Annotated in this window: 16 protein-coding genes; 10 read left to right on the top strand and 6 right to left on the bottom strand. The window is 63.5% G+C overall.

The window, feature by feature from the left end; all coding sequences use genetic code 11:
• Positions 1-40: 40 nt before the first annotated feature.
• Genes A4C63_RS14745 through A4C63_RS14735 form a run of 3 tightly spaced genes read right to left on the bottom strand, consistent with a single transcriptional unit; the run spans position 41 to position 3,595 of the window.
• Positions 41-607: a cob(I)yrinic acid a,c-diamide adenosyltransferase gene (locus tag A4C63_RS14745; protein ID WP_063913296.1), complete on the bottom strand. Its 567-nt coding sequence runs from the start codon at positions 605-607 to the stop codon at positions 41-43.
• 1 nt (position 608) lies between these two features.
• Positions 609-2,639, bottom strand: coding sequence for an ATP-binding protein (locus A4C63_RS14740; RefSeq protein WP_063913295.1), 2,031 nt, complete (start codon positions 2,637-2,639; stop codon positions 609-611).
• 38 nt (positions 2,640-2,677) lie between these two features.
• Positions 2,678-3,595: a putative 2-dehydropantoate 2-reductase gene (locus tag A4C63_RS14735; RefSeq protein WP_063913294.1), complete on the bottom strand. Its 918-nt coding sequence runs from the start codon at positions 3,593-3,595 to the stop codon at positions 2,678-2,680.
• A 100-nt stretch (positions 3,596-3,695) separates the two neighbouring features.
• Here A4C63_RS14735 and A4C63_RS14730 point away from each other — a divergent pair, with 100 nt between their 5' ends.
• From A4C63_RS14730 to A4C63_RS14720, 3 genes are all read left to right on the top strand, one after another.
• Positions 3,696-4,181, top strand: a complete 486-nt coding sequence (locus tag A4C63_RS14730; RefSeq protein WP_013974099.1) for a YajQ family cyclic di-GMP-binding protein — start codon at positions 3,696-3,698, stop codon at positions 4,179-4,181.
• Between the two features lie 113 nt (positions 4,182-4,294).
• A complete protein-coding gene (locus tag A4C63_RS14725) occupies positions 4,295-5,137 on the top strand; it encodes a mechanosensitive ion channel family protein (RefSeq protein WP_063913293.1) in 843 nt (280 codons plus the stop codon).
• A gap of 116 nt (positions 5,138-5,253) precedes the next feature.
• Positions 5,254-6,498: an MFS transporter gene (locus tag A4C63_RS14720; protein ID WP_063913292.1), complete on the top strand. Its 1,245-nt coding sequence runs from the start codon at positions 5,254-5,256 to the stop codon at positions 6,496-6,498.
• Between the two features lie 133 nt (positions 6,499-6,631).
• Here A4C63_RS14720 and A4C63_RS14715 read toward each other — a convergent pair whose 3' ends face one another.
• The gene (locus A4C63_RS14715; RefSeq protein WP_063913291.1) at positions 6,632-8,179 is read right to left on the bottom strand and encodes an AmpG family muropeptide MFS transporter; all 1,548 of its coding nucleotides are present in this window, start codon (positions 8,177-8,179) and stop codon (positions 6,632-6,634) included.
• 43 nt (positions 8,180-8,222) lie between these two features.
• Positions 8,223-8,576 carry an MGMT family protein gene (locus A4C63_RS14710; protein WP_063913290.1) on the bottom strand — a complete coding sequence of 118 codons (354 nt, stop codon included), beginning with the start codon at positions 8,574-8,576 and terminating at the stop codon, positions 8,223-8,225.
• A gap of 166 nt (positions 8,577-8,742) precedes the next feature.
• Here A4C63_RS14710 and A4C63_RS14705 point away from each other — a divergent pair, with 166 nt between their 5' ends.
• The 5 genes from A4C63_RS14705 (at position 8,743) to groL (ending at position 13,420) form a co-directional block, all read left to right on the top strand.
• On the top strand, positions 8,743-9,753 hold the full coding sequence (locus A4C63_RS14705) for a DUF481 domain-containing protein (RefSeq protein WP_061552434.1): 1,011 nt from the start codon (positions 8,743-8,745) through the stop codon (positions 9,751-9,753).
• An 89-nt stretch (positions 9,754-9,842) separates the two neighbouring features.
• Entirely contained in the window at positions 9,843-10,574 is a 732-nt protein-coding gene (locus A4C63_RS14700; RefSeq protein WP_063913289.1) for a HugZ family protein, read from the top strand.
• Positions 10,575-10,641: 67 nt separating this feature from the next.
• Positions 10,642-11,103 (top strand): FxsA family protein, encoded by a 462-nt coding sequence (locus tag A4C63_RS14695; protein WP_063913288.1) that lies wholly within the window; start codon positions 10,642-10,644, stop codon positions 11,101-11,103.
• Positions 11,104-11,437: 334 nt separating this feature from the next.
• Positions 11,438-11,731: a co-chaperone GroES gene (locus A4C63_RS14690; protein WP_003260750.1), complete on the top strand. Its 294-nt coding sequence runs from the start codon at positions 11,438-11,440 to the stop codon at positions 11,729-11,731.
• Between the two features lie 48 nt (positions 11,732-11,779).
• Positions 11,780-13,420, top strand: a complete 1,641-nt coding sequence (gene groL / locus A4C63_RS14685; protein ID WP_063913287.1) for a chaperonin GroEL — start codon at positions 11,780-11,782, stop codon at positions 13,418-13,420.
• Positions 13,421-13,622: 202 nt separating this feature from the next.
• On the opposite strand, the gene A4C63_RS14680 is transcribed toward groL, so the two are convergent.
• Entirely contained in the window at positions 13,623-14,351 is a 729-nt protein-coding gene (locus tag A4C63_RS14680; protein WP_063913286.1) for a phosphatase PAP2 family protein, read from the bottom strand.
• A 183-nt stretch (positions 14,352-14,534) separates the two neighbouring features.
• Here A4C63_RS14680 and colR point away from each other — a divergent pair, with 183 nt between their 5' ends.
• Both colR and A4C63_RS14670 read left to right on the top strand, forming a co-directional pair.
• A complete protein-coding gene (colR, locus tag A4C63_RS14675; RefSeq protein WP_063913285.1) occupies positions 14,535-15,218 on the top strand; it encodes a two-component system response regulator ColR in 684 nt (227 codons plus the stop codon).
• A complete protein-coding gene (locus tag A4C63_RS14670) occupies positions 15,208-16,515 on the top strand; it encodes a HAMP domain-containing sensor histidine kinase (RefSeq protein ID WP_063913284.1) in 1,308 nt (435 codons plus the stop codon). The genes colR and A4C63_RS14670 overlap by 11 nt, the downstream gene beginning before the upstream one ends.
• Positions 16,516-16,595: the final 80 nt, after the last annotated feature.

The following is a 16,595-nucleotide window of genomic DNA, read 5'->3' as shown; positions in this document are numbered from 1 at the left end:
GGGCAAGCCCGCGAAGGGCTGCACAGCAGCCCCGGCAATCTCAAACCTCCGGCTTTGGTGCAGGCTGCCACAAAACCTCTGCCACCCCCTGCCGCCGCCCAATGATCCGCGCCGCCACAAACAGCAGGTCCGAAAGCCGGTTGATATACGCCAGCCCAACCCCCGCCAACGGCTCCAGCGCATTCAACTGTTGACACCGCCGCTCCGCACTGCGCGCCAGGCTCCGGCACACATGTGCCTGTGCCACCAGCGCCGAACCACTGGGCAAAATGAAGTTCTTCAACGGCCCCAGCTCTTCGTTCCACACATCGATGGCCGCCTCCAGCCGTTCCACCTCCGCCAGGTCCAACGCCTGATAACTGGGCATCGCCAGCTCACCACCCAGGTCGAACAAGCGGTGCTGACACGGCGCCAACACCGCGCTCACTTCATCCAGCCCTTGTTCGGCCAGCCCCGCCAGTAGCAAACCCAACTGGCTGTTCAGGCTGTCCACCTCGCCAATGGCCTCGATCCGTGGGTGGTCCTTGGGCACCCGGCGTCCGTCGCCCAGGCCTGTTTCGCCTTTGTCGCCAGTGCGGGTGTAGATCTTCGACAGGCGGTAGCCCATTTCACTTCTCCGTTTTGGCCGGCGCCGCCGTTGCCGGCTGGCCGAGGGGCAGGCGCAGGGTGAAGCAGGTGCCCTGGCCGGGCGTGGACTGCACTTCCATCTGCCCCTTGTGGTTGTTGGTGATGATGAAGTAAGAGACCGACAGGCCCAGGCCGGTGCCCTGGCCGATTTCCTTGGTGGTGAAGAACGGCTCGAAAGTGCGCTTGCGCACCCCCTCGGGCATGCCGACGCCGTTGTCCTCGACCTGGATTTCCGCCCATGGCGGGTTCAAGCGGGTACGCAGGATGATGCGCCCGGGCTCGCTCGGCTGCGGCCGCTGGTGGATGGCCTGGGCGGCGTTTTTCAGAAGGTTGAGCAGCACCTGCTCCAATTCGTTGGCGGTGCACGGCACGGGCCCCAGTTCGGGGTCGAACTGGCGCACGATGGCCTGGCCCTTGAAGTCGAAGCCGATGGCCAGGTCGAAGTCGTTGCTGGCAATCTCCACCGCCTGGTCGATCAGCGCCGGCAGGTCGCACGGCGCCAGCTGGCGATTGCTGCGTCGGCTGAAACTGAGCATGTGGGTGACGATCTTCGCCGCCCGGGCTCCGGCCTGCTGGATGCCGTCGAGCAATTGCGGCACTTCGCGGCTCTCCAGGTAGCGGTTGACCGTGGGCAGGTCGATGCCCAGTTCCTCGGCCTGCTCCTGGTTGCGCGGCAGCTCTGGTGAAAGGCGCCGGCGGATGTTCTGCACGTTATGCAGAATCGCGCCTAGCGGGTTGTTGATCTCGTGGGCCATGCCGGCGGCCAGGCCGCCGACCGAAAGCATCTTTTCCGATTGCACCATCATTTCTTCCAGCGACAGGCGCTGGGTGATGTCGTCGATGCGGATGACCACGCCACGGCCGCCGCCACCGGTCAGCGGGTAGAAGGTCAGGGCGTAGTGGCGCAGGTCGTCGCCCTTGGGCCAGGTGACCCGCTCGATCTTCGCAACGCGGTGTTTCTCCACGGTTTCCTTCAACTGCGGCAGGAACGGCTTGAGCGGTTCGAAGGCAATGAAGATCGGCTGATTCAGCGCTTCGTCCAGTGGCGTGCCGGAAAGCACCGTGGCTTCGTGGTTCCACTGGGTCACGTAGAGCTGTTCGTCGAGGGCGATCAGCGCCGAGGGCATCGAGTCGATGATGCTGTTGAGGTAGTTCTGGAAGCCGGTGAGTTTTTTCTCGATCTTGCTGCGCACCTGGACTTCCAGCTCCAGCTTGCGGTTGGTGTGGCGGGTTTCCTCGGCCAGGCCCTGGGCCTGGTCATAGGCCTCCTGGAACTCGTCGCGGGTGCGCTTGAGCTGCTGTTCGCGGGCTTCGATGCGCGAGAGCATGGTGTTGAACGCTTCGGCCAGGCTGCCGATTTCGTCGTCGTTGCCGCGCTGGGCGCGCAGGGCATAGCTCTCTTCGCGGGTGACCTGGCGGCTGAGCTCTTCGAGCTGGTTGATCGGCTGGGTGATCAGGCGTTTGATTTGCCGGGCAATGACGATCCACAGCAGGATGCTGAACACCAGGATGCCCAGGCTGGCGCTGAGGGTGCCGGTGTAGAAGGCTGTGGGCAATTCGCTGCTGGCCACCAGCAGCAGGTGCGCTGGCGGGTTGGCGTCACGTGGCATGCGGATCAGCTGGGTGCTGCGAAACTCCATCAGGCGCCAGCCGTCGATGTCGCGAAAACGCTTGGGCAGGGCCAGCGGCTCGCCGTGCTGCAACTGCGCCAGTATGCGGCCATCGCCACCGTACACGGCGGCGGCGCGCAGCGGCGTGTAGCTGTCCAGTTCCTTGAGCAGGGCGCTGGCGGTGTCCGGGGTGTCGCCAGCGCGGGCCGCCAGCTGCGGGTTGGCCACTAGCCGGCCGATGGTGTGCAGCGCCTGCGGTGCCATGCTTTCCTGGGTGATCCAGTAGGCGGCGCTGATGAAGGTGAGGTTGGCCACCAGCAGGATGGTCACCAGCAACACCAGCAGGGCCGCCAGCAGCTTCTGCCCGACCGGGAGGTTTTCCAGGCGTTGGCGCAAGGTCATGGGCTAGGCAATGTCCGTATCCGGTTGAAAGGGCCGCGTCAGTCGCAGGGCAAACCACGCACGCGCAGGTTATCGACCAGGCGCTGCCGCAGGTGTTCCAGCTCTGGCAGTTGCAGGCCATGACGGCCAGCGGCGCGGCAGGCGTGGCCAAGCAGGTAGTGCACCTCGGTGCGCCGGCCAGCGCGTACATCCTGGTACATGGAAGAGTAGTTGGCCGCGGTGGCGAGGATCACCCGCTGTACTTCTTCGTCCAGCCCGTCTGCCGCTTCTGGTTGGCCACAGCGGCGCAGCAGTTGAGCCAGCTCGCCGCACAGGGCATCCACTTCGCCCAGGTGCCCCAGCAGCCCGCCGTTCTGGCAGTCGTGCAGTACGGTCAGTGGGTTGATGGCGCAGTTGAGCGCCAGCTTGCGCCACAGACGAGTGAGGATATCCAGCGTCCACTCGGCGGGGATGCCAGCCTGGTGCAGGTCATCGAACCAGGCCGGGATCGTCGGGTTGCGTGGGTCACCCAACCAGTTGAAGCCGTGGCCGGCAAAGCGTACCTGCCAGTCACCCTCGCGGAACGCCCCTTCGGTACTGGAGGCGAAGATGCAGCGTGCGCGCGGCACCAGGTCGGCGACTTCGTCCTGGCTGCCCAGGCCGTTCTGCAACAGCAGCACTTCGGCGCCCTCGGCCAGACGCGGTGCCACGCCGGCAACCGCCGCGGCGGCGTCGTAGGCCTTGCAGGCCACCAGCAGACGGTGGATCGGGCCGTGTGCCTGCGCGGTTTCGGCGGGGATGGCGTAGTGGCGTGGCTGGTCCTGTTCGACCAGGGTCAGGCCGCCGGCTTGCTGGTAGGCCTGCAGCCGTTGCCCGTCACGCAGGATCAGGCGCACTGCCTTGCCCGCGCGCGCCAGGCGGCAAGCCCATAGGCTGCCCAGGCTGCCGGCGCCGAGAATATGCCAGGTGCTGCTCATATGCGTTTCGCAACCCGTTATAATGAGCCCGCATTTTAACCGTCAAACCCAGCGCGCTCCATCTTCAGCCTGAGCGCGCTTTTATTTTGGGAGAACAACCATGCCTTCGTTCGACGTGGTATCGGAACTGGACAAGCACGAAGTGCAGAACGCGGTCGACAACGCCATCAAGGACCTGGACCGCCGCTACGACCTCAAGGGCAAGGGTACCTTCGAGTTCAAGGACAAAGAGCAGACCGTGATGCTCACCGCCGAGGAAGAGTTCCAGCTCGAAGCGATGCTGGAAATCCTGCGCCTGGCGCTGGTCAAGCGCAAGATCGATGTGAAGTGCCTGGAAACCAAGGACCCGTACGCCTCGGGCAAGGAAAAGAAACAGGAAGCCAAGTTCCGCGAAGGCATCGACAAGGACCTGGCGAAGAAGATCGTCGCCACCATCAAGGATGCCAAGCTGAAAGTGCAGGCCGCCATCCAGGGCGAGCAGGTACGCGTTACCGGTAAAAAGCGTGACGACCTGCAGGAAGCCATTGCCCTGCTGCGTACCAAGGAATTCGACATGCCGCTGCAGTTCAACAACTTCCGCGACTGATCGCAGGGTTGTCCGGAACCCCGATGGCGTAATGATGTCCATGGGGGCCATGGCCGCCGAACCGACGGCGGCCTGCTATACGTGTACATGCCGCTCGGCATCAGGAGATGAATATGGATTTGAGCGCTGAAGTCGATCAGCTGGTCCGCCAATCGCAGACCTGGGTCCCCTTGATCATGGAATACGGCAGCCGCCTGCTGCTGGCACTGCTGACCTTGGCGATCGGCTGGTGGCTTACCAACGTGGTCAGTGATCGACTCGCCAGGCTGGTGGGTTTGCGCGTACAAGACCCGGCACTGCAGGGCTTCATCCGCACCCTGGCCAACATAATCCTCAAGGTCATGCTGGCGATCAGCGTTGCCTCGATGATCGGCATTGAGACCACTTCGTTCGTGGCCGCGATTGGTGGTGCCACGCTGGCCATCGGTCTGGCGTTGCAGGGCAGCCTGGCAAACTTCGCCGGTGGCGTGCTGATCCTGCTGTTCCGCCCGTTCCGCATCGGTGACTGGATCGAGGCGCAAGGCGTGGCCGGTACCGTCGACAGCATCCAGATCTTCCACACCGTTGTGCGTACCGGTGACAACAAGACTGTGATCATGCCCAACGGCAGCCTGTCCAACGGCATCATCACCAACACCAACCGCCAGCCGACGCGCAAGGTGGTGTTCGACGTGGGCGTGGACTATGAGGCCGACCTGCAGAAGGCCCGCAACGTGTTGCTGGAGCTGGCGCAGGACCCGCGTGTGCTGCCCGACCCGGCGCCGCAGGCGGTGGTCGCGACCCTGGGCGACAGCTCGATCACCGTGTCGTTGCGCTTGTGGACCAAGACCGCCGATTACTGGGATGTGATGTTCATGCTCAACGAGCATGCGCGTGACCGGTTGAAGGCCGAAGGGATCGATATTCCGTTCCCGCAGCGGGTGATTCGCGTGGTGCAGGAGACTGCAGCGCAGTAATACCGCGCTGAAGCCGGGGCACAAAGCGGCCCCGGCTTTTTTACACTTGTTCACAGCAATACCCCGGGATTTCTGGCATATAGCCTGACCCCACCTGCCACACCCGATACGCCATCATGAAACCACTGCTGTACATCACCCCCCTGCGCGCCTTGCTGTTCGGCCTGACCCTGGCCCTGTTCGAGCTGCTCACCTACCTGGCCAGCGACGCCGTCATGCCGGCCATGCCGGTGGTGGTCGGCGACCTGAACGCCAGCCCCGAATACATTCCCCACGCCCTCAACCTGTACCTGCTGGGCGGCGTGGTGCTGCAATGGCTGATCGGTCCGCTGGCCGACCGCTATGGCCGGCGCCCGTTGTTGCTGACCGGCTGCGCGTTCTTCGGCGTGGCCTGCCTGGCCACCTTCTGGGTCCACGACATAGGCCTGTTCAACTTGCTGCGCCTGCTGCAGGGTATCGGCCTGGGCTTTGTGGTCACGGTCAGCTATCCGGCCCTGAACGAAGCCTTCAGTGAAGCGGACGCCGTGCGCATGATGGCCCTGCTGGCCAATATCGCCTTGCTCTCGCCACTGCTCGGGCCGCTGGTGGGTACCTTGCTGCTGCAGTGGCTGGACTGGCGCTGGCTGTTCGTGGCCTTTGCCATCGGCGCGGTCGTGGCCTGGCTGCTGCTGTACCGGCTGATGCCGGAAACTTTGGGCGTGGAGCGCCGTGACGGCTCGCGCCTGGCGTTCACGCCGATCCACCTGCTGCCGCTGCTGGCCGGTTACGGCCAGTTGCTGGCCAACCGCCGCTTTGTCGCTGGTAGCGCGGCCCTTGGCCTGGTCGGTTTGCCGCTGATTGGCTGGATCGGCCTGTCACCGGTGTTGCTGATCCACGACGAGGGGTTGAGCACCATGGCGTACGCCTTGTGGCAGTTGCCGGTGTTTGGCGGGCTGATCCTTGGCAACCTGATCATCAACCGCATCGCCGACCGCTATCCGCTGCCGGCGCTGGTGCGTGGTGCGTTGTGGCCTTACCTGGCCGGCCTGTGCCTGATGGTACTGGCGACCTGGTACTGGCCGAGCGTGACCAGCGTGGTGGCGGGCATGTCGCTGTACGCGCTGGGGTTGGGCGTGGCCAACGCGGTGCTGTATCGCATGACGCTGTTCGCCAGCGAGCAGAGCAAAGGCCTGGTCTCGGCCATGCTGGGGATGATCACCATTGCCCTGCTGGGGCTGGGTGGGGCGGTGCTGGCGATGATTGGTGCCGGGGCCAGCTTGCTGCACTTTGCCCTGGCGGCGGGTGTGGCGGGGGCCTTGGCGCTTTGGCCGCTGTGGTTTGTTGTGGGTGGACGGCCTGGGGAAGGGGCTGTTGCTCAGTAATCGTTGATTACCTGTACCGGCCTCTTCGCGGGCTTGCCCGCTCCCACAGGGACTGCACAGCTCTCAAGGGCAGTGCTGTACCTGTGGGAGCGGGCAAGCCCGCGAAGAGGCCAGTACAGGCAATACAAATCTGTCAGGGCCGCTCGACCGCCGAACCTTCCTCAGCCACCGGCTTGCCCGGCCCGGCTTCCTGGCGCCACTGCAGGGCAATCAGGATCAGGGTCGGCACGCCCAGCAGGGCAGTGATCAGGAAGAAGTCGTGGTAACCGAACTTCTCCACCATGACTCCTGAATACCCCCCGATCAGCCTCGGCAACAGCAGCATGATCGAGCTGAGCAACGCGTACTGGGTAGCCGAGAACTTCAGGTTGGTCAGGCTCGACAGGTAAGCGACGAAAGCCGAGGTGGCCAGGCCGGAGCTGAAGTTGTCCAGCGAGATGGTTACCACCAGCATTTGCAGGTTCGGGCCCATGTCGGCCAGCATCAGGAACAGGATGTTGGTGGCGGCCGAAGCTGCGCCACCGATGAACAGGATCGGCATGATGCCGAAGCGCACGATCAGCAGGCCGCCAACCCCGGCGCCGACCAAGGTCATGATCAGGCCGAAGATCTTGCTGACGCTGGCGATCTGGTCCTTGGTGAAGCCCATGTCGATGTAGAACACGTTGGCCATCACGCCCATGACCGTGTCCGACATGCGATAGGTGGCGATCAGGCCGAGCAACAGCAAGGCCTGCCAGCGGTAGCGGGCGATGAAGTCGTTGACCGGGGTCAGCACCGGGGCCAGGCCGCGACGGCCCAGGCTCGACAGGCACGCCCAGGTCAGCAGCACGTAAAGGATCAGGCGCAGGAAGGCGCGGTCTTCCAGTAGCAGGTCCAGTGGCGTGGCATCACCAGAGATGACGCTGGACCAGCCGGTATTGAACATCTGGGTGAAGCTGGCCGGTACCGACACCAGCAGGATGATCAGCACGAACACCGAGGCCAGCTGGTGCACCAGCCCATAGCGCGCTGCCGACAGCTGGGTACGCATGGGCACGGGTGGCTCGCGCATGATCAGGGTGGTGAATACGGCGGGCAGCATCATTACCGCGAACATGACGTAGGTGCCGGCCCAGGCCTTGTGCAGGTAGCTGAAACCGGTGGAGCCGAACCACTCGGCGAAGAACAGTGCGCCAGCCGTGGCCAGCAGGGCCGCCACCCGGTAGCCGGCCATGTAGCTGGCGGCGAGTGCGGCCTGGCGCTGGTCGTCGGCGATTTCCAGGCGGTAGGCATCGACGGCGATGTCCTGGGTGGCCGAAGCGAAGGCCACCAGCACCGCCAGGGCGATCAGCCATGACAGGTGCTGCTGCGGGTCGCACAGGCTCATGCCGACCAGCCCGATCACCACCAGCGCCTGCGACAGCAGCAGCCACGAACGCCGGCGCCCCAGGCTGCCGAGCAGCGGCAGGCGCCATTGGTCGAGCAGCGGCGACCACACCCACTTGAAGGCGTAGGCCAGGCCGATCAGGCTGGCGTAACCAATGGTCTCGCGGGCCACGCCCGCTTCGCGCAACCACACCGAAAGGGTGGAGAACACCAGCATGTAGGGCAGACCGGCGGCGAAGCCGAGCAGCAAAAGTACCAAGGTTGACGGGCTGGCATAGGCAGCAAGCGCAGCGCGCCAGGTTTTACGGGGCATGGGCCAACATCTGCCTCAAGTTTGCGAAAACAAAGCGCGCACTCTAACCGCTGTGCTCCATCGGGCGCCAGCCATGGCGCGTCATATCCACACGATTGTTGGTTACATTTACACCCTCCGCACGCAGCCGCGCCCGTTGTTCATCCCCCGACGGGGTACCCAGTGCCAGGCTCAGCCGGCCGCCTGCGCCGAGCACCCGGTGCCACGGCAGACGGGTGTCCGCGGGCAGTTGCCCAAGGGTGCGCCCGACCCAGCGTGCCGCCCGCCCAAGCCCCGCCAACTCGGCCAGCTGGCCATAGCTGACCACCTTGCCGGCCGGTATTTGGCCGAGTACCGAATACAGCGCCGTCCGTCGGCCCTCGGCGGCGTCGAGGGCATGCTCATATCCATCAGACATCAGGCCACCCCTGGGCTGCAGATGAAACCGGACCGGCGGTCTGGCAAATGAGAGTTGAACTCAACGGCATGCTCCCGGTCTGTCCTTGCTCTGGTCGTCGTTATCTGGATAATGCCCGGCTTTTTTCGTCAAATCGAACCCGTAGTCCGCAAACAATAGCCCGCTTATGTATTCTAGATCCTTGTTGTGCCTGCTTGCTGTTTCCCTGTGCGCCTCCCCGGTGTTCGCCGACACCGTGTGGATGAAGAACGGTGACCGGCTCAGCGGCAAGATCAAAGTCTTCGATGGCGGCAAGCTGCTGCTGGAAACCCCCTATGGCGGTTCCATCGCCCTGGACTGGAAAGAGGTCCAGACCCTGGAGAGCGACCAGGAGATGCTGGTCAAGCAGGACGCCTACAGCGGTGAGCGAGCCAAGTCGCTGAAGGCCGCCGAGCCCGGCAAGGTGACCTTGGCCAATGGCGAGGCGCCGAAGACCGTGGAGCTGGCCAGCATCGAGCAGATCATGAAGCCCAAGCCGCTGGTCGAGGACTTCGTGTGGAAGGGCAACGTCGATGTTGCGCTGGACTACAAGCGCGCCGAGAACGATACCGACGACTACGACGTCGGTTTCAAGACCAGCGCCCGCCACGGCCGCTGGCGGCACAATGCCGAAGGCGAATACAACCGCGAGACCAAGGACGACGTCACCACCACCGACAACTGGAGTGCCGAGTACGCCCTGGACCGCTTCCTCACCGAGAAGTGGTTCTGGCAGGGGCGCATGGAGTACAAGCGCGACCGCATCGAAGACCTGGCCCGCCAGCGCACCGTGGGTACCGGCCCGGGTTACCAGTTCTGGGACGACGAACTGGGCGCGTTCTCGCTGGGTTCGCTGATCAACCGCACCGACTTCGAATACCAGGATGGTGCCAAGGACAACTTCTATTCCGCGGCGGTGAAGTGGGACTACACCCGCTACCTGATTGGCAAGAACGTACAGCTGTTCACCAACGGCGAGTTCGCCAAGCCACTGGGTGGCGTGGCCGACTACGCGCTGGATGCCGAGGTTGGCCTGCGCTACAAAGTCACCGAGTGGGCCTCGCTCAATCTCAAGGCGGAGAAGGACATCATCACCGGTACCCGAGAGAGTGACCTGGACAAGACCCGCTATACCGCAGGCTTCGGCGTTACCTGGTAAACCGCCGGGGGCTGCGCAGCAGCCCCATTGGCACTGGACCTGATAATGCTTATCTTGTCCCCATCCAGTCCGCCAGGAGCCGCCCCCAAGTGAGTACCAACGCCATCCGTCCCGCCCGGGAACTGCTGCTCAAGGAGTACCGCGGCGTGCTCTCCACCCATTCCAAGTCGATGCCCGGCTACCCCTTCGGCTCGGTCGTGCCGTACTGCCTGGATGCCCAGGGCAACCCGCTGATCCTGATCAGCCGCATCGCCCAGCACACCCACAACCTGCAGAAAGACCCCAAGTGCTCGCTGTTGGTGGGTGAGCGCGAAGCCGAGGACGTACAGGCCGTGGGGCGCCTGACGGTGATGGCCGAGGCGCACAAGCTGGTGGAGGAGGCTGCCATCGAGGCCGCCGCCGAGCGCTACTATCGCTATTTCCCGGACGCGGCCAACTACCACAAGGCCCACGACTTCGACTTCTGGGTGCTGCAGCCGGTGCGCCACCGTTACATCGGCGGCTTTGGCGCGATCCACTGGCTCGACCAGGTGACCCTGGCCAACCCGTTCGCCGGCAAGGCCGAGGCGAGCATGGTCGAGCATATGAACAATGACCACGCCAATGCCATCGCCCATTATGTGGAGCTGACTGATTTGCCACGCCATGCGCCGGCGCAAATGGTCGGGGTGGACAGCGAAGGCATGCACCTGCGTATCGGTCAGGCGGTGCACTGGTTACCTTTCCCCAGTACTTGCAACACACCGACACAAGTCCGCGAAGCCCTGGTTTTACTGGCTCGCGCCGACCAGTGGCCGGTTGCGACGGAAGTCGAGGGTTGAAAAGCCGAGCGCACGCATCCATCTGCTGGTCTTACAGGAAGGTTCTCTTCCAACGAGGAATGCTTTGATGCGTGCTTTTCTACTGTTGTTTCTCCTGTTTCCCGTGCTGGAGCTGTTCGTCTTCGTGAAGGTCAGTGCCGCCATCGGTTTTTTCCCGGCGCTGCTGCTGATCATCGCCGGCTCCGCCCTGGGTGTGCTGGTGATGCGGGTGGCCGGGCTGGCCACCGCATTGCGCGCCCGTGAAAGCCTGCAGCGTGGCGAACTGCCCGCCGAGGACATGTTCCAGGGCATGATGCTGGCCGTTGGTGGTGGCCTGCTGTTGCTGCCAGGTTTCATCAGCGATGTGCTGGGCCTGCTGTGCCTGCTGCCATTCACCCGTCACCTGGCCGCGCGCAAGATGCGCGAGCGTGCCGAGGCCCAGGCCATGCGCCAGCGCGCCTTCCAGGACGACCCGTTCCAGGCACAGCCGCGTGATGGTGGGCACCGTCCGAACGTGATCGAAGGCGAGTACGAGCGCCGCGACAAGTAACAACCGGGGGCCGCTTCGCGCCCCTTCCGCGACACAAGGCCGCTCCAGCAGGGGACGCATACCTCCTGTGGGAGCGGCCTTGTGTCGCGAAAGGGGCGCGAAGCGGCCCCAGCTTTTTACAGGGCCAAAGACGCTAATGAAAAATTTTCTGAAACAAGCCTTGTAATTGAATATGGCGGCCTCATGTAGTGGTCACCGCAAGGTTTCTGGTGGCAACACCAGGCATAACTCAGGTGGTTCGCCCATTGCGGGCCACCCCCGGCAACGCCGGACAGCATCAACCCGCCGGTGTCGACACCGGCCGATGAAAACCACTATTTGGGAGAGATCGACAATGAAGCTTCGTCCTCTGCATGACCGCGTAGTCATCCGTCGCAGCGAAGAAGAATCGAAAACCGCTGGCGGTATCGTCCTGCCAGGTTCGGCCGCTGAAAAACCAAACCGCGGCGAAGTTGTCGCCGTCGGCACCGGTCGCATCCTGGACAACGGCGAAGTGCGTGCGCTGGCCGTGAAAGTGGGTGACAAAGTGGTTTTCGGCCCTTACTCGGGCAGCAACACCGTGAAAGTCGATGGCGAAGACCTGCTGGTCATGGCCGAGAACGAAATTCTCGCCGTTATCGAAGGCTGATTTTCCCGACTTCCCGTTACTCCAAAGAATTCCAAGGATTAAACGATCATGGCTGCTAAAGACGTAAAATTCGGCGATTCCGCTCGTAAGAAAATGCTGGTTGGTGTCAACGTTCTGGCTGACGCGGTAAAAGCTACCCTGGGCCCGAAAGGCCGCAACGTAGTGTTGGCCAAGAGCTTCGGCGCGCCGACCATTACCAAGGACGGCGTTTCCGTCGCCAAAGAAATCGAGCTGAAAGACGCTTTCGAAAACATGGGCGCCCAGCTGGTCAAGGAAGTTGCTTCCAAGGCCAACGACGCTGCCGGTGACGGCACCACCACCGCTACCGTTCTGGCTCAGGCCATCGTCAACGAAGGCCTGAAAGCCGTCGCTGCCGGCATGAACCCGATGGACCTGAAGCGCGGCATCGACAAGGCCACCGCTGCCGTTGTCGCCGAGCTGAAGAACCTGTCCAAGCCATGCGCCGACTCCAAGGCCATCGCCCAGGTAGGTACCATCTCCGCCAACTCCGACAACTCCATCGGTGAAATCATCGCCGAAGCCATGGAAAAAGTCGGTAAAGAAGGCGTGATCACCGTTGAAGAAGGCTCGGGCCTGGAAAACGAACTGTCGGTCGTAGAAGGCATGCAGTTCGACCGTGGCTACCTGTCGCCGTACTTCGTCAACAAGCCGGACACCATGGTTGCCGAGCTGGAAGGCCCGCTGCTGCTGCTGGTCGACAAGAAGATCTCCAACATCCGTGAGCTGCTGCCAGTTCTGGAAGCCGTTGCCAAGGCCGGCCGCCCACTGCTGATCGTTGCCGAAGACGTTGAAGGCGAAGCCCTGGCTACCCTGGTAGTCAACAACATGCGCGGCATCGTCAAGGTTGCTGCGGTCAAGGCTCCGGGCTTCGGCGACCGTCGCAAGGCCATGCTGCAGGACATCGCCGTCCTGACTGGCGGCCAGGTCATCTCCGAAGAAATCGGCCTGTCCCTGGAAACCGCTACCCTGGAGCACCTGGGTAACGCCAAGCGCGTCATCCTGTCCAAGGAAAACACCACCATCATCGACGGCGCTGGCGCCGACGGCGAGATCGAAGCACGCGTCAAGCAGATCCGTGCCCAGATCGAAGAAACTTCCTCGGACTACGACCGTGAGAAGCTGCAAGAGCGTCTGGCCAAGCTGGCTGGCGGTGTTGCCGTGATCAAGGTTGGTGCCGGCACCGAAGTTGAAATGAAAGAGAAGAAAGCCCGCGTTGAAGACGCCCTGCACGCTACCCGTGCAGCCGTTGAAGAAGGCGTGGTGCCTGGCGGTGGTGTGGCCCTGGTTCGCTCCCTGGCTGCCATTGCCAACCTCAAAGGCGACAACGAAGACCAGAACGTCGGTATCGCCCTGCTGCGTCGCGCCGTTGAAGCGCCGCTGCGCCAGATCACTGCCAACGCCGGCGACGAGCCAAGCGTGGTTGCTGACAAGGTCAAGCAAGGTTCGGGTAACTTCGGTTACAACGCTGCTACCGGCGAATACGGCGACATGATCGAGATGGGCATCCTGGACCCAGCCAAGGTCACCCGTTCGGCGCTGCAAGCTGCTGCTTCGATCGGCGGTCTGATGATCACCACCGAAGCCATGGTTGCTGACCTGCCGGAAGACAAGCCAGCTGCTGGCATGCCTGACATGGGCGGCATGGGTGGCATGGGCGGCATGATGTAAGCCAGCCTTACCCCCTGCATCATAAAAAAGCCCCGGTTCGCGAGAACCGGGGCTTTTTTTATTGTCGTGGGTTGTGTGGCGCCTGGGAGATCGAGCGCCGCGCGGGGGGCGCTCGATTTACGCACCACCTCAAAACTCAAGGCAGGCACCTGGTAGCCTTGAGCCCATCTCCCGGCGAAAGGGCCGCAATGCGGCCCCTGGGTCAGGCCACGCTACGCTCAGCGGCAGGTACCTCAGCCATTCCCCGACGATACAGAACCAGGTAATACGACCCCAACCCGATCAACCAGCAGAACACTGCCGTCCACACGTTATGCGAAAGGAAGTGTGCCCCCTGCATCATCCGCCCCAGTGAAAGCACCGACCCGGCCACGAAGGCCACCGCCAACGCGACCCGCGCCAGCCGCGGCTTGCGATCACGCAACATGAAGAACAAGCCAAACAGGCAGAACCCGGTCGCGGCATGCCCGCCCGGCCAGCACAGCCCGGGCTTGTCGGTCGCCGGCCGAGGCTCCAGCAGCTTGCTGTAGGTTTCCTCCCCGCCAAACTGGGTCAGGCTCCACGGGCATTGCACCTGGGTCACCTTCTTCAGCGGCGTGACAAACGCCGTGGACAGGCCCAGCGCCAGCACCAGGCAGCCCAGCTCACGGCGCCAGCCGAACAGGCGCTTCACGAAGAAGCTGGAGGCAAAGGTCAGTAGCGACAGCACGCCCAGCAGGATCACCACTTGCTTGACCCGGTCATGCAGGATGTTCTCCAGCAAATAGCTGTGGCGGCCGATGAACTGCCCGGCAGCAGGGTCGAAGAACAGGTTGGCAATGTCCATGTCGACCGAGGTCAGTTCCAGCAGGATCAAGCCCAGCGCGGTCGCCAAGGGTAGCCCAAGGTACAGCCAGAAATTGATCGGGCGAGGGCGGGTAGGTTGCTGCATGACGGCTCCAGAGCGCGAAAAAGATCGGGCATTGTCGGCCGCCCGCTATCCTGTGTCCGTGAAGGATCAGTGAAAAAACCGTCAAGTGCGGTGAATTATCCCTGGGGCTGGCACCCTGCAGGCATAGGCCTTAAGCTGCGCCTGCCGCGCACCACAGCGAGAAGCGCCGCACAGGAGAAACCGATGCGCATTCTTTTGGTTGAAGACAACCGCGATATCCTGGCCAACCTGGCCGATTACCTGGGCATGAAAGGCTACACCGTCGACTGCGCCCAGGATGGCCTGTCCGGCCTGCACCTGGCTGCCACCGAGCACTACGACCTGATCGTGCTCGACATCATGCTGCCCGGCATCGACGGCTATACCCTGTGCAAGCGCCTGCGCGAAGACGCCCGCCGTGACACGCCGGTTATCATGCTCACCGCCCGCGACCAACTGGACGACCGCCTGCAAGGCTTCCGCTCCGGTGCCGACGACTACCTGCTCAAGCCCTTCGCCCTGTCGGAGCTGGCAGCCCGCATCGAAGCGGTGCTGCGCCGAGCCCAGGGTGGCGGGCGCCGCACCCTGCAGGTGGCCGACCTCAGCTATGACCTCGACACCCTCGAAGTCAGCCGCCAGGGCCGCTTGCTCAAGCTCAACCCGGTCGGCCTCAAGCTGCTGGCGGTGCTGATGCAGAAAAGCCCGCACGTATTGCGCCGCGAAGTGCTGGAGGAAGCCCTGTGGGGCGATGACTGCCCCGACAGCGACAGCCTGCGCAGCCATGTGCACCAGCTGCGCCAGGTGATCGACAAACCGTTCGAAAAACCGTTGCTGCATACCGTCCATGGCGTCGGCTATCGCCTCGCCGAGGGCCGTGATGGAGTTTAAGCAAAGCCTTGCCCAGCGCATCATCATCGCCTTTGCCCTGATGAGCGCGCTGGTGGCCGGGGCCTTCGCCTTCGGCATCGTCGGCACGGTGCACCTGGTCGAAGAACGGTTGATTTCCTCGGTGCTGGGCGGTGACCTGCAGCGCCTGCTGCGCATGGACAGTGTCAGCGACTGGAGCCACCGGCCACGCCCCGACCAGTTATTCTATTTCAGCGGCGGGCGTGACGACTTCGAGCTGCCCAAGGACCTGCGCCACCTCGACCGCGGCTTCCACGAAGTATTCCGCGACCAGCTGTCGTACCACGCCATGGTCGAGATCGTCGATGGCCGCCGCTATGTGCTGCTGCAGGACCAGAGCGACTTCGAAGAGCGCGAGCGCGTGCTGTTCGCGGTGGTGGTGGTGGGCTTCGTGCTCAGCCTGGTGCTGGCGGTCATCCTCGGCTGGCTGGTGGCGCGCCGGGTGATGGCGCCGGTGATCCGCCTGGCGCGCCAGGTACGTCACCGCGACCAGTTGCTGGGCCTGGCACCACCGCTGGCGCCGGACTATGCCGCGGACGAAGTCGGCCAGCTGGCGGTAGCTTTCGACGATACCCTGGGTCGCCTGCGCGATGCGCTGACCCGCGAACGGTTGTTCACCAGCGACGTCAGCCACGAACTGCGTACGCCCTTGATGGTGCTGGCCACTTCGTGCGAACTGCTGATGGAGAACCCGACGCTGGACGCCCGTTCGCGCAGCCAGGTGGAGCGCGTGGCGCGCGCCACGGAAGAAATGCGCGAACTGGTCAAGACCTTTCTGATGCTGGCCCGGGCCCAGCGCGACGAGGGCGCGGTGGCGTCGCGGGCCACCCTGCGGGAAGTGGCTGACGAACTCGTCGGGGTCTGGCGCGACACCATCGAGCAGAAGGGCCTGGCCTTGTATTTCGATGGCCGCGTCAGTGCCAGCCCGGTGCTGTACAACGCCACCTTCCTGCAGTCGGTGATGGGCAACCTGCTACGCAATGCCGCGCACTACACCGACAGCGGCTACATCCGCCTGAGCCTGGAAGCCAACGGTTTCAGCGTGGAGGACAGTGGCGTGGGTATCCCGGAAGAACAGCGCGAGGCGATGTTCCGGCCGTTCGTGCGCGGCGATGAGCGGCGCGGCGAGGGCCTGGGCCTGGGCCTGTCGCTGGTACAGCGGATCTGTGACGACCAGGGCTGGAAAGTCACCCTGACATCGACCTTGCCGCACGGCTGCCGTTTCAGGGTGGACCTGAGCAACACCGCGGCCAAGGGCGACCCGGAGGCTTTGGTCTAGTAATCTGTTGTAACAGGTCATGCGGGGCTCAACATTTTTTTCACATCGGCATGACCTGATTCCTACGCTTGCTTACCTAA

This window comes from Pseudomonas sp. p21 (genome assembly GCF_001642705.1).
Classification (GTDB): domain Bacteria; phylum Pseudomonadota; class Gammaproteobacteria; order Pseudomonadales; family Pseudomonadaceae; genus Aquipseudomonas.
Note: the sequence above shows the minus strand (reverse complement) of the source record. Positions and strands in the feature narration are given on the sequence as shown.

Excerpts from the sequence above, each read along its gene's own strand:
- A4C63_RS14740 (WP_063913295.1), bottom strand. The coding sequence starts at position 2,639 with ATGACCTTGCGCCAACGCCTGGAAAACCTCCCGGTCGGGCAGAAGCTG.
- A4C63_RS14705 (WP_061552434.1), top strand. The coding sequence starts at position 8,743 with ATGTATTCTAGATCCTTGTTGTGCCTGCTTGCTGTTTCCCTGTGCGCC.
- A4C63_RS14730 (WP_013974099.1), top strand. The coding sequence starts at position 3,696 with ATGCCTTCGTTCGACGTGGTATCGGAACTGGACAAGCACGAAGTGCAG.
- A4C63_RS14715 (WP_063913291.1), bottom strand. The coding sequence starts at position 8,179 with ATGCCCCGTAAAACCTGGCGCGCTGCGCTTGCTGCCTATGCCAGCCCG.
- A4C63_RS14745 (WP_063913296.1), bottom strand. The coding sequence starts at position 607 with ATGGGCTACCGCCTGTCGAAGATCTACACCCGCACTGGCGACAAAGGC.
- A4C63_RS14670 (WP_063913284.1), top strand. The coding sequence starts at position 15,208 with ATGGAGTTTAAGCAAAGCCTTGCCCAGCGCATCATCATCGCCTTTGCC.
- groL (WP_063913287.1), top strand. The coding sequence starts at position 11,780 with ATGGCTGCTAAAGACGTAAAATTCGGCGATTCCGCTCGTAAGAAAATG.
- A4C63_RS14725 (WP_063913293.1), top strand. The coding sequence starts at position 4,295 with ATGGATTTGAGCGCTGAAGTCGATCAGCTGGTCCGCCAATCGCAGACC.
- A4C63_RS14735 (WP_063913294.1), bottom strand. The coding sequence starts at position 3,595 with ATGAGCAGCACCTGGCATATTCTCGGCGCCGGCAGCCTGGGCAGCCTA.
- colR (WP_063913285.1), top strand. The coding sequence starts at position 14,535 with ATGCGCATTCTTTTGGTTGAAGACAACCGCGATATCCTGGCCAACCTG.
- A4C63_RS14720 (WP_063913292.1), top strand. The coding sequence starts at position 5,254 with ATGAAACCACTGCTGTACATCACCCCCCTGCGCGCCTTGCTGTTCGGC.
- A4C63_RS14690 (WP_003260750.1), top strand. The coding sequence starts at position 11,438 with ATGAAGCTTCGTCCTCTGCATGACCGCGTAGTCATCCGTCGCAGCGAA.
- A4C63_RS14695 (WP_063913288.1), top strand. The coding sequence starts at position 10,642 with ATGCGTGCTTTTCTACTGTTGTTTCTCCTGTTTCCCGTGCTGGAGCTG.
- A4C63_RS14710 (WP_063913290.1), bottom strand. The coding sequence starts at position 8,576 with ATGTCTGATGGATATGAGCATGCCCTCGACGCCGCCGAGGGCCGACGG.
- A4C63_RS14680 (WP_063913286.1), bottom strand. The coding sequence starts at position 14,351 with ATGCAGCAACCTACCCGCCCTCGCCCGATCAATTTCTGGCTGTACCTT.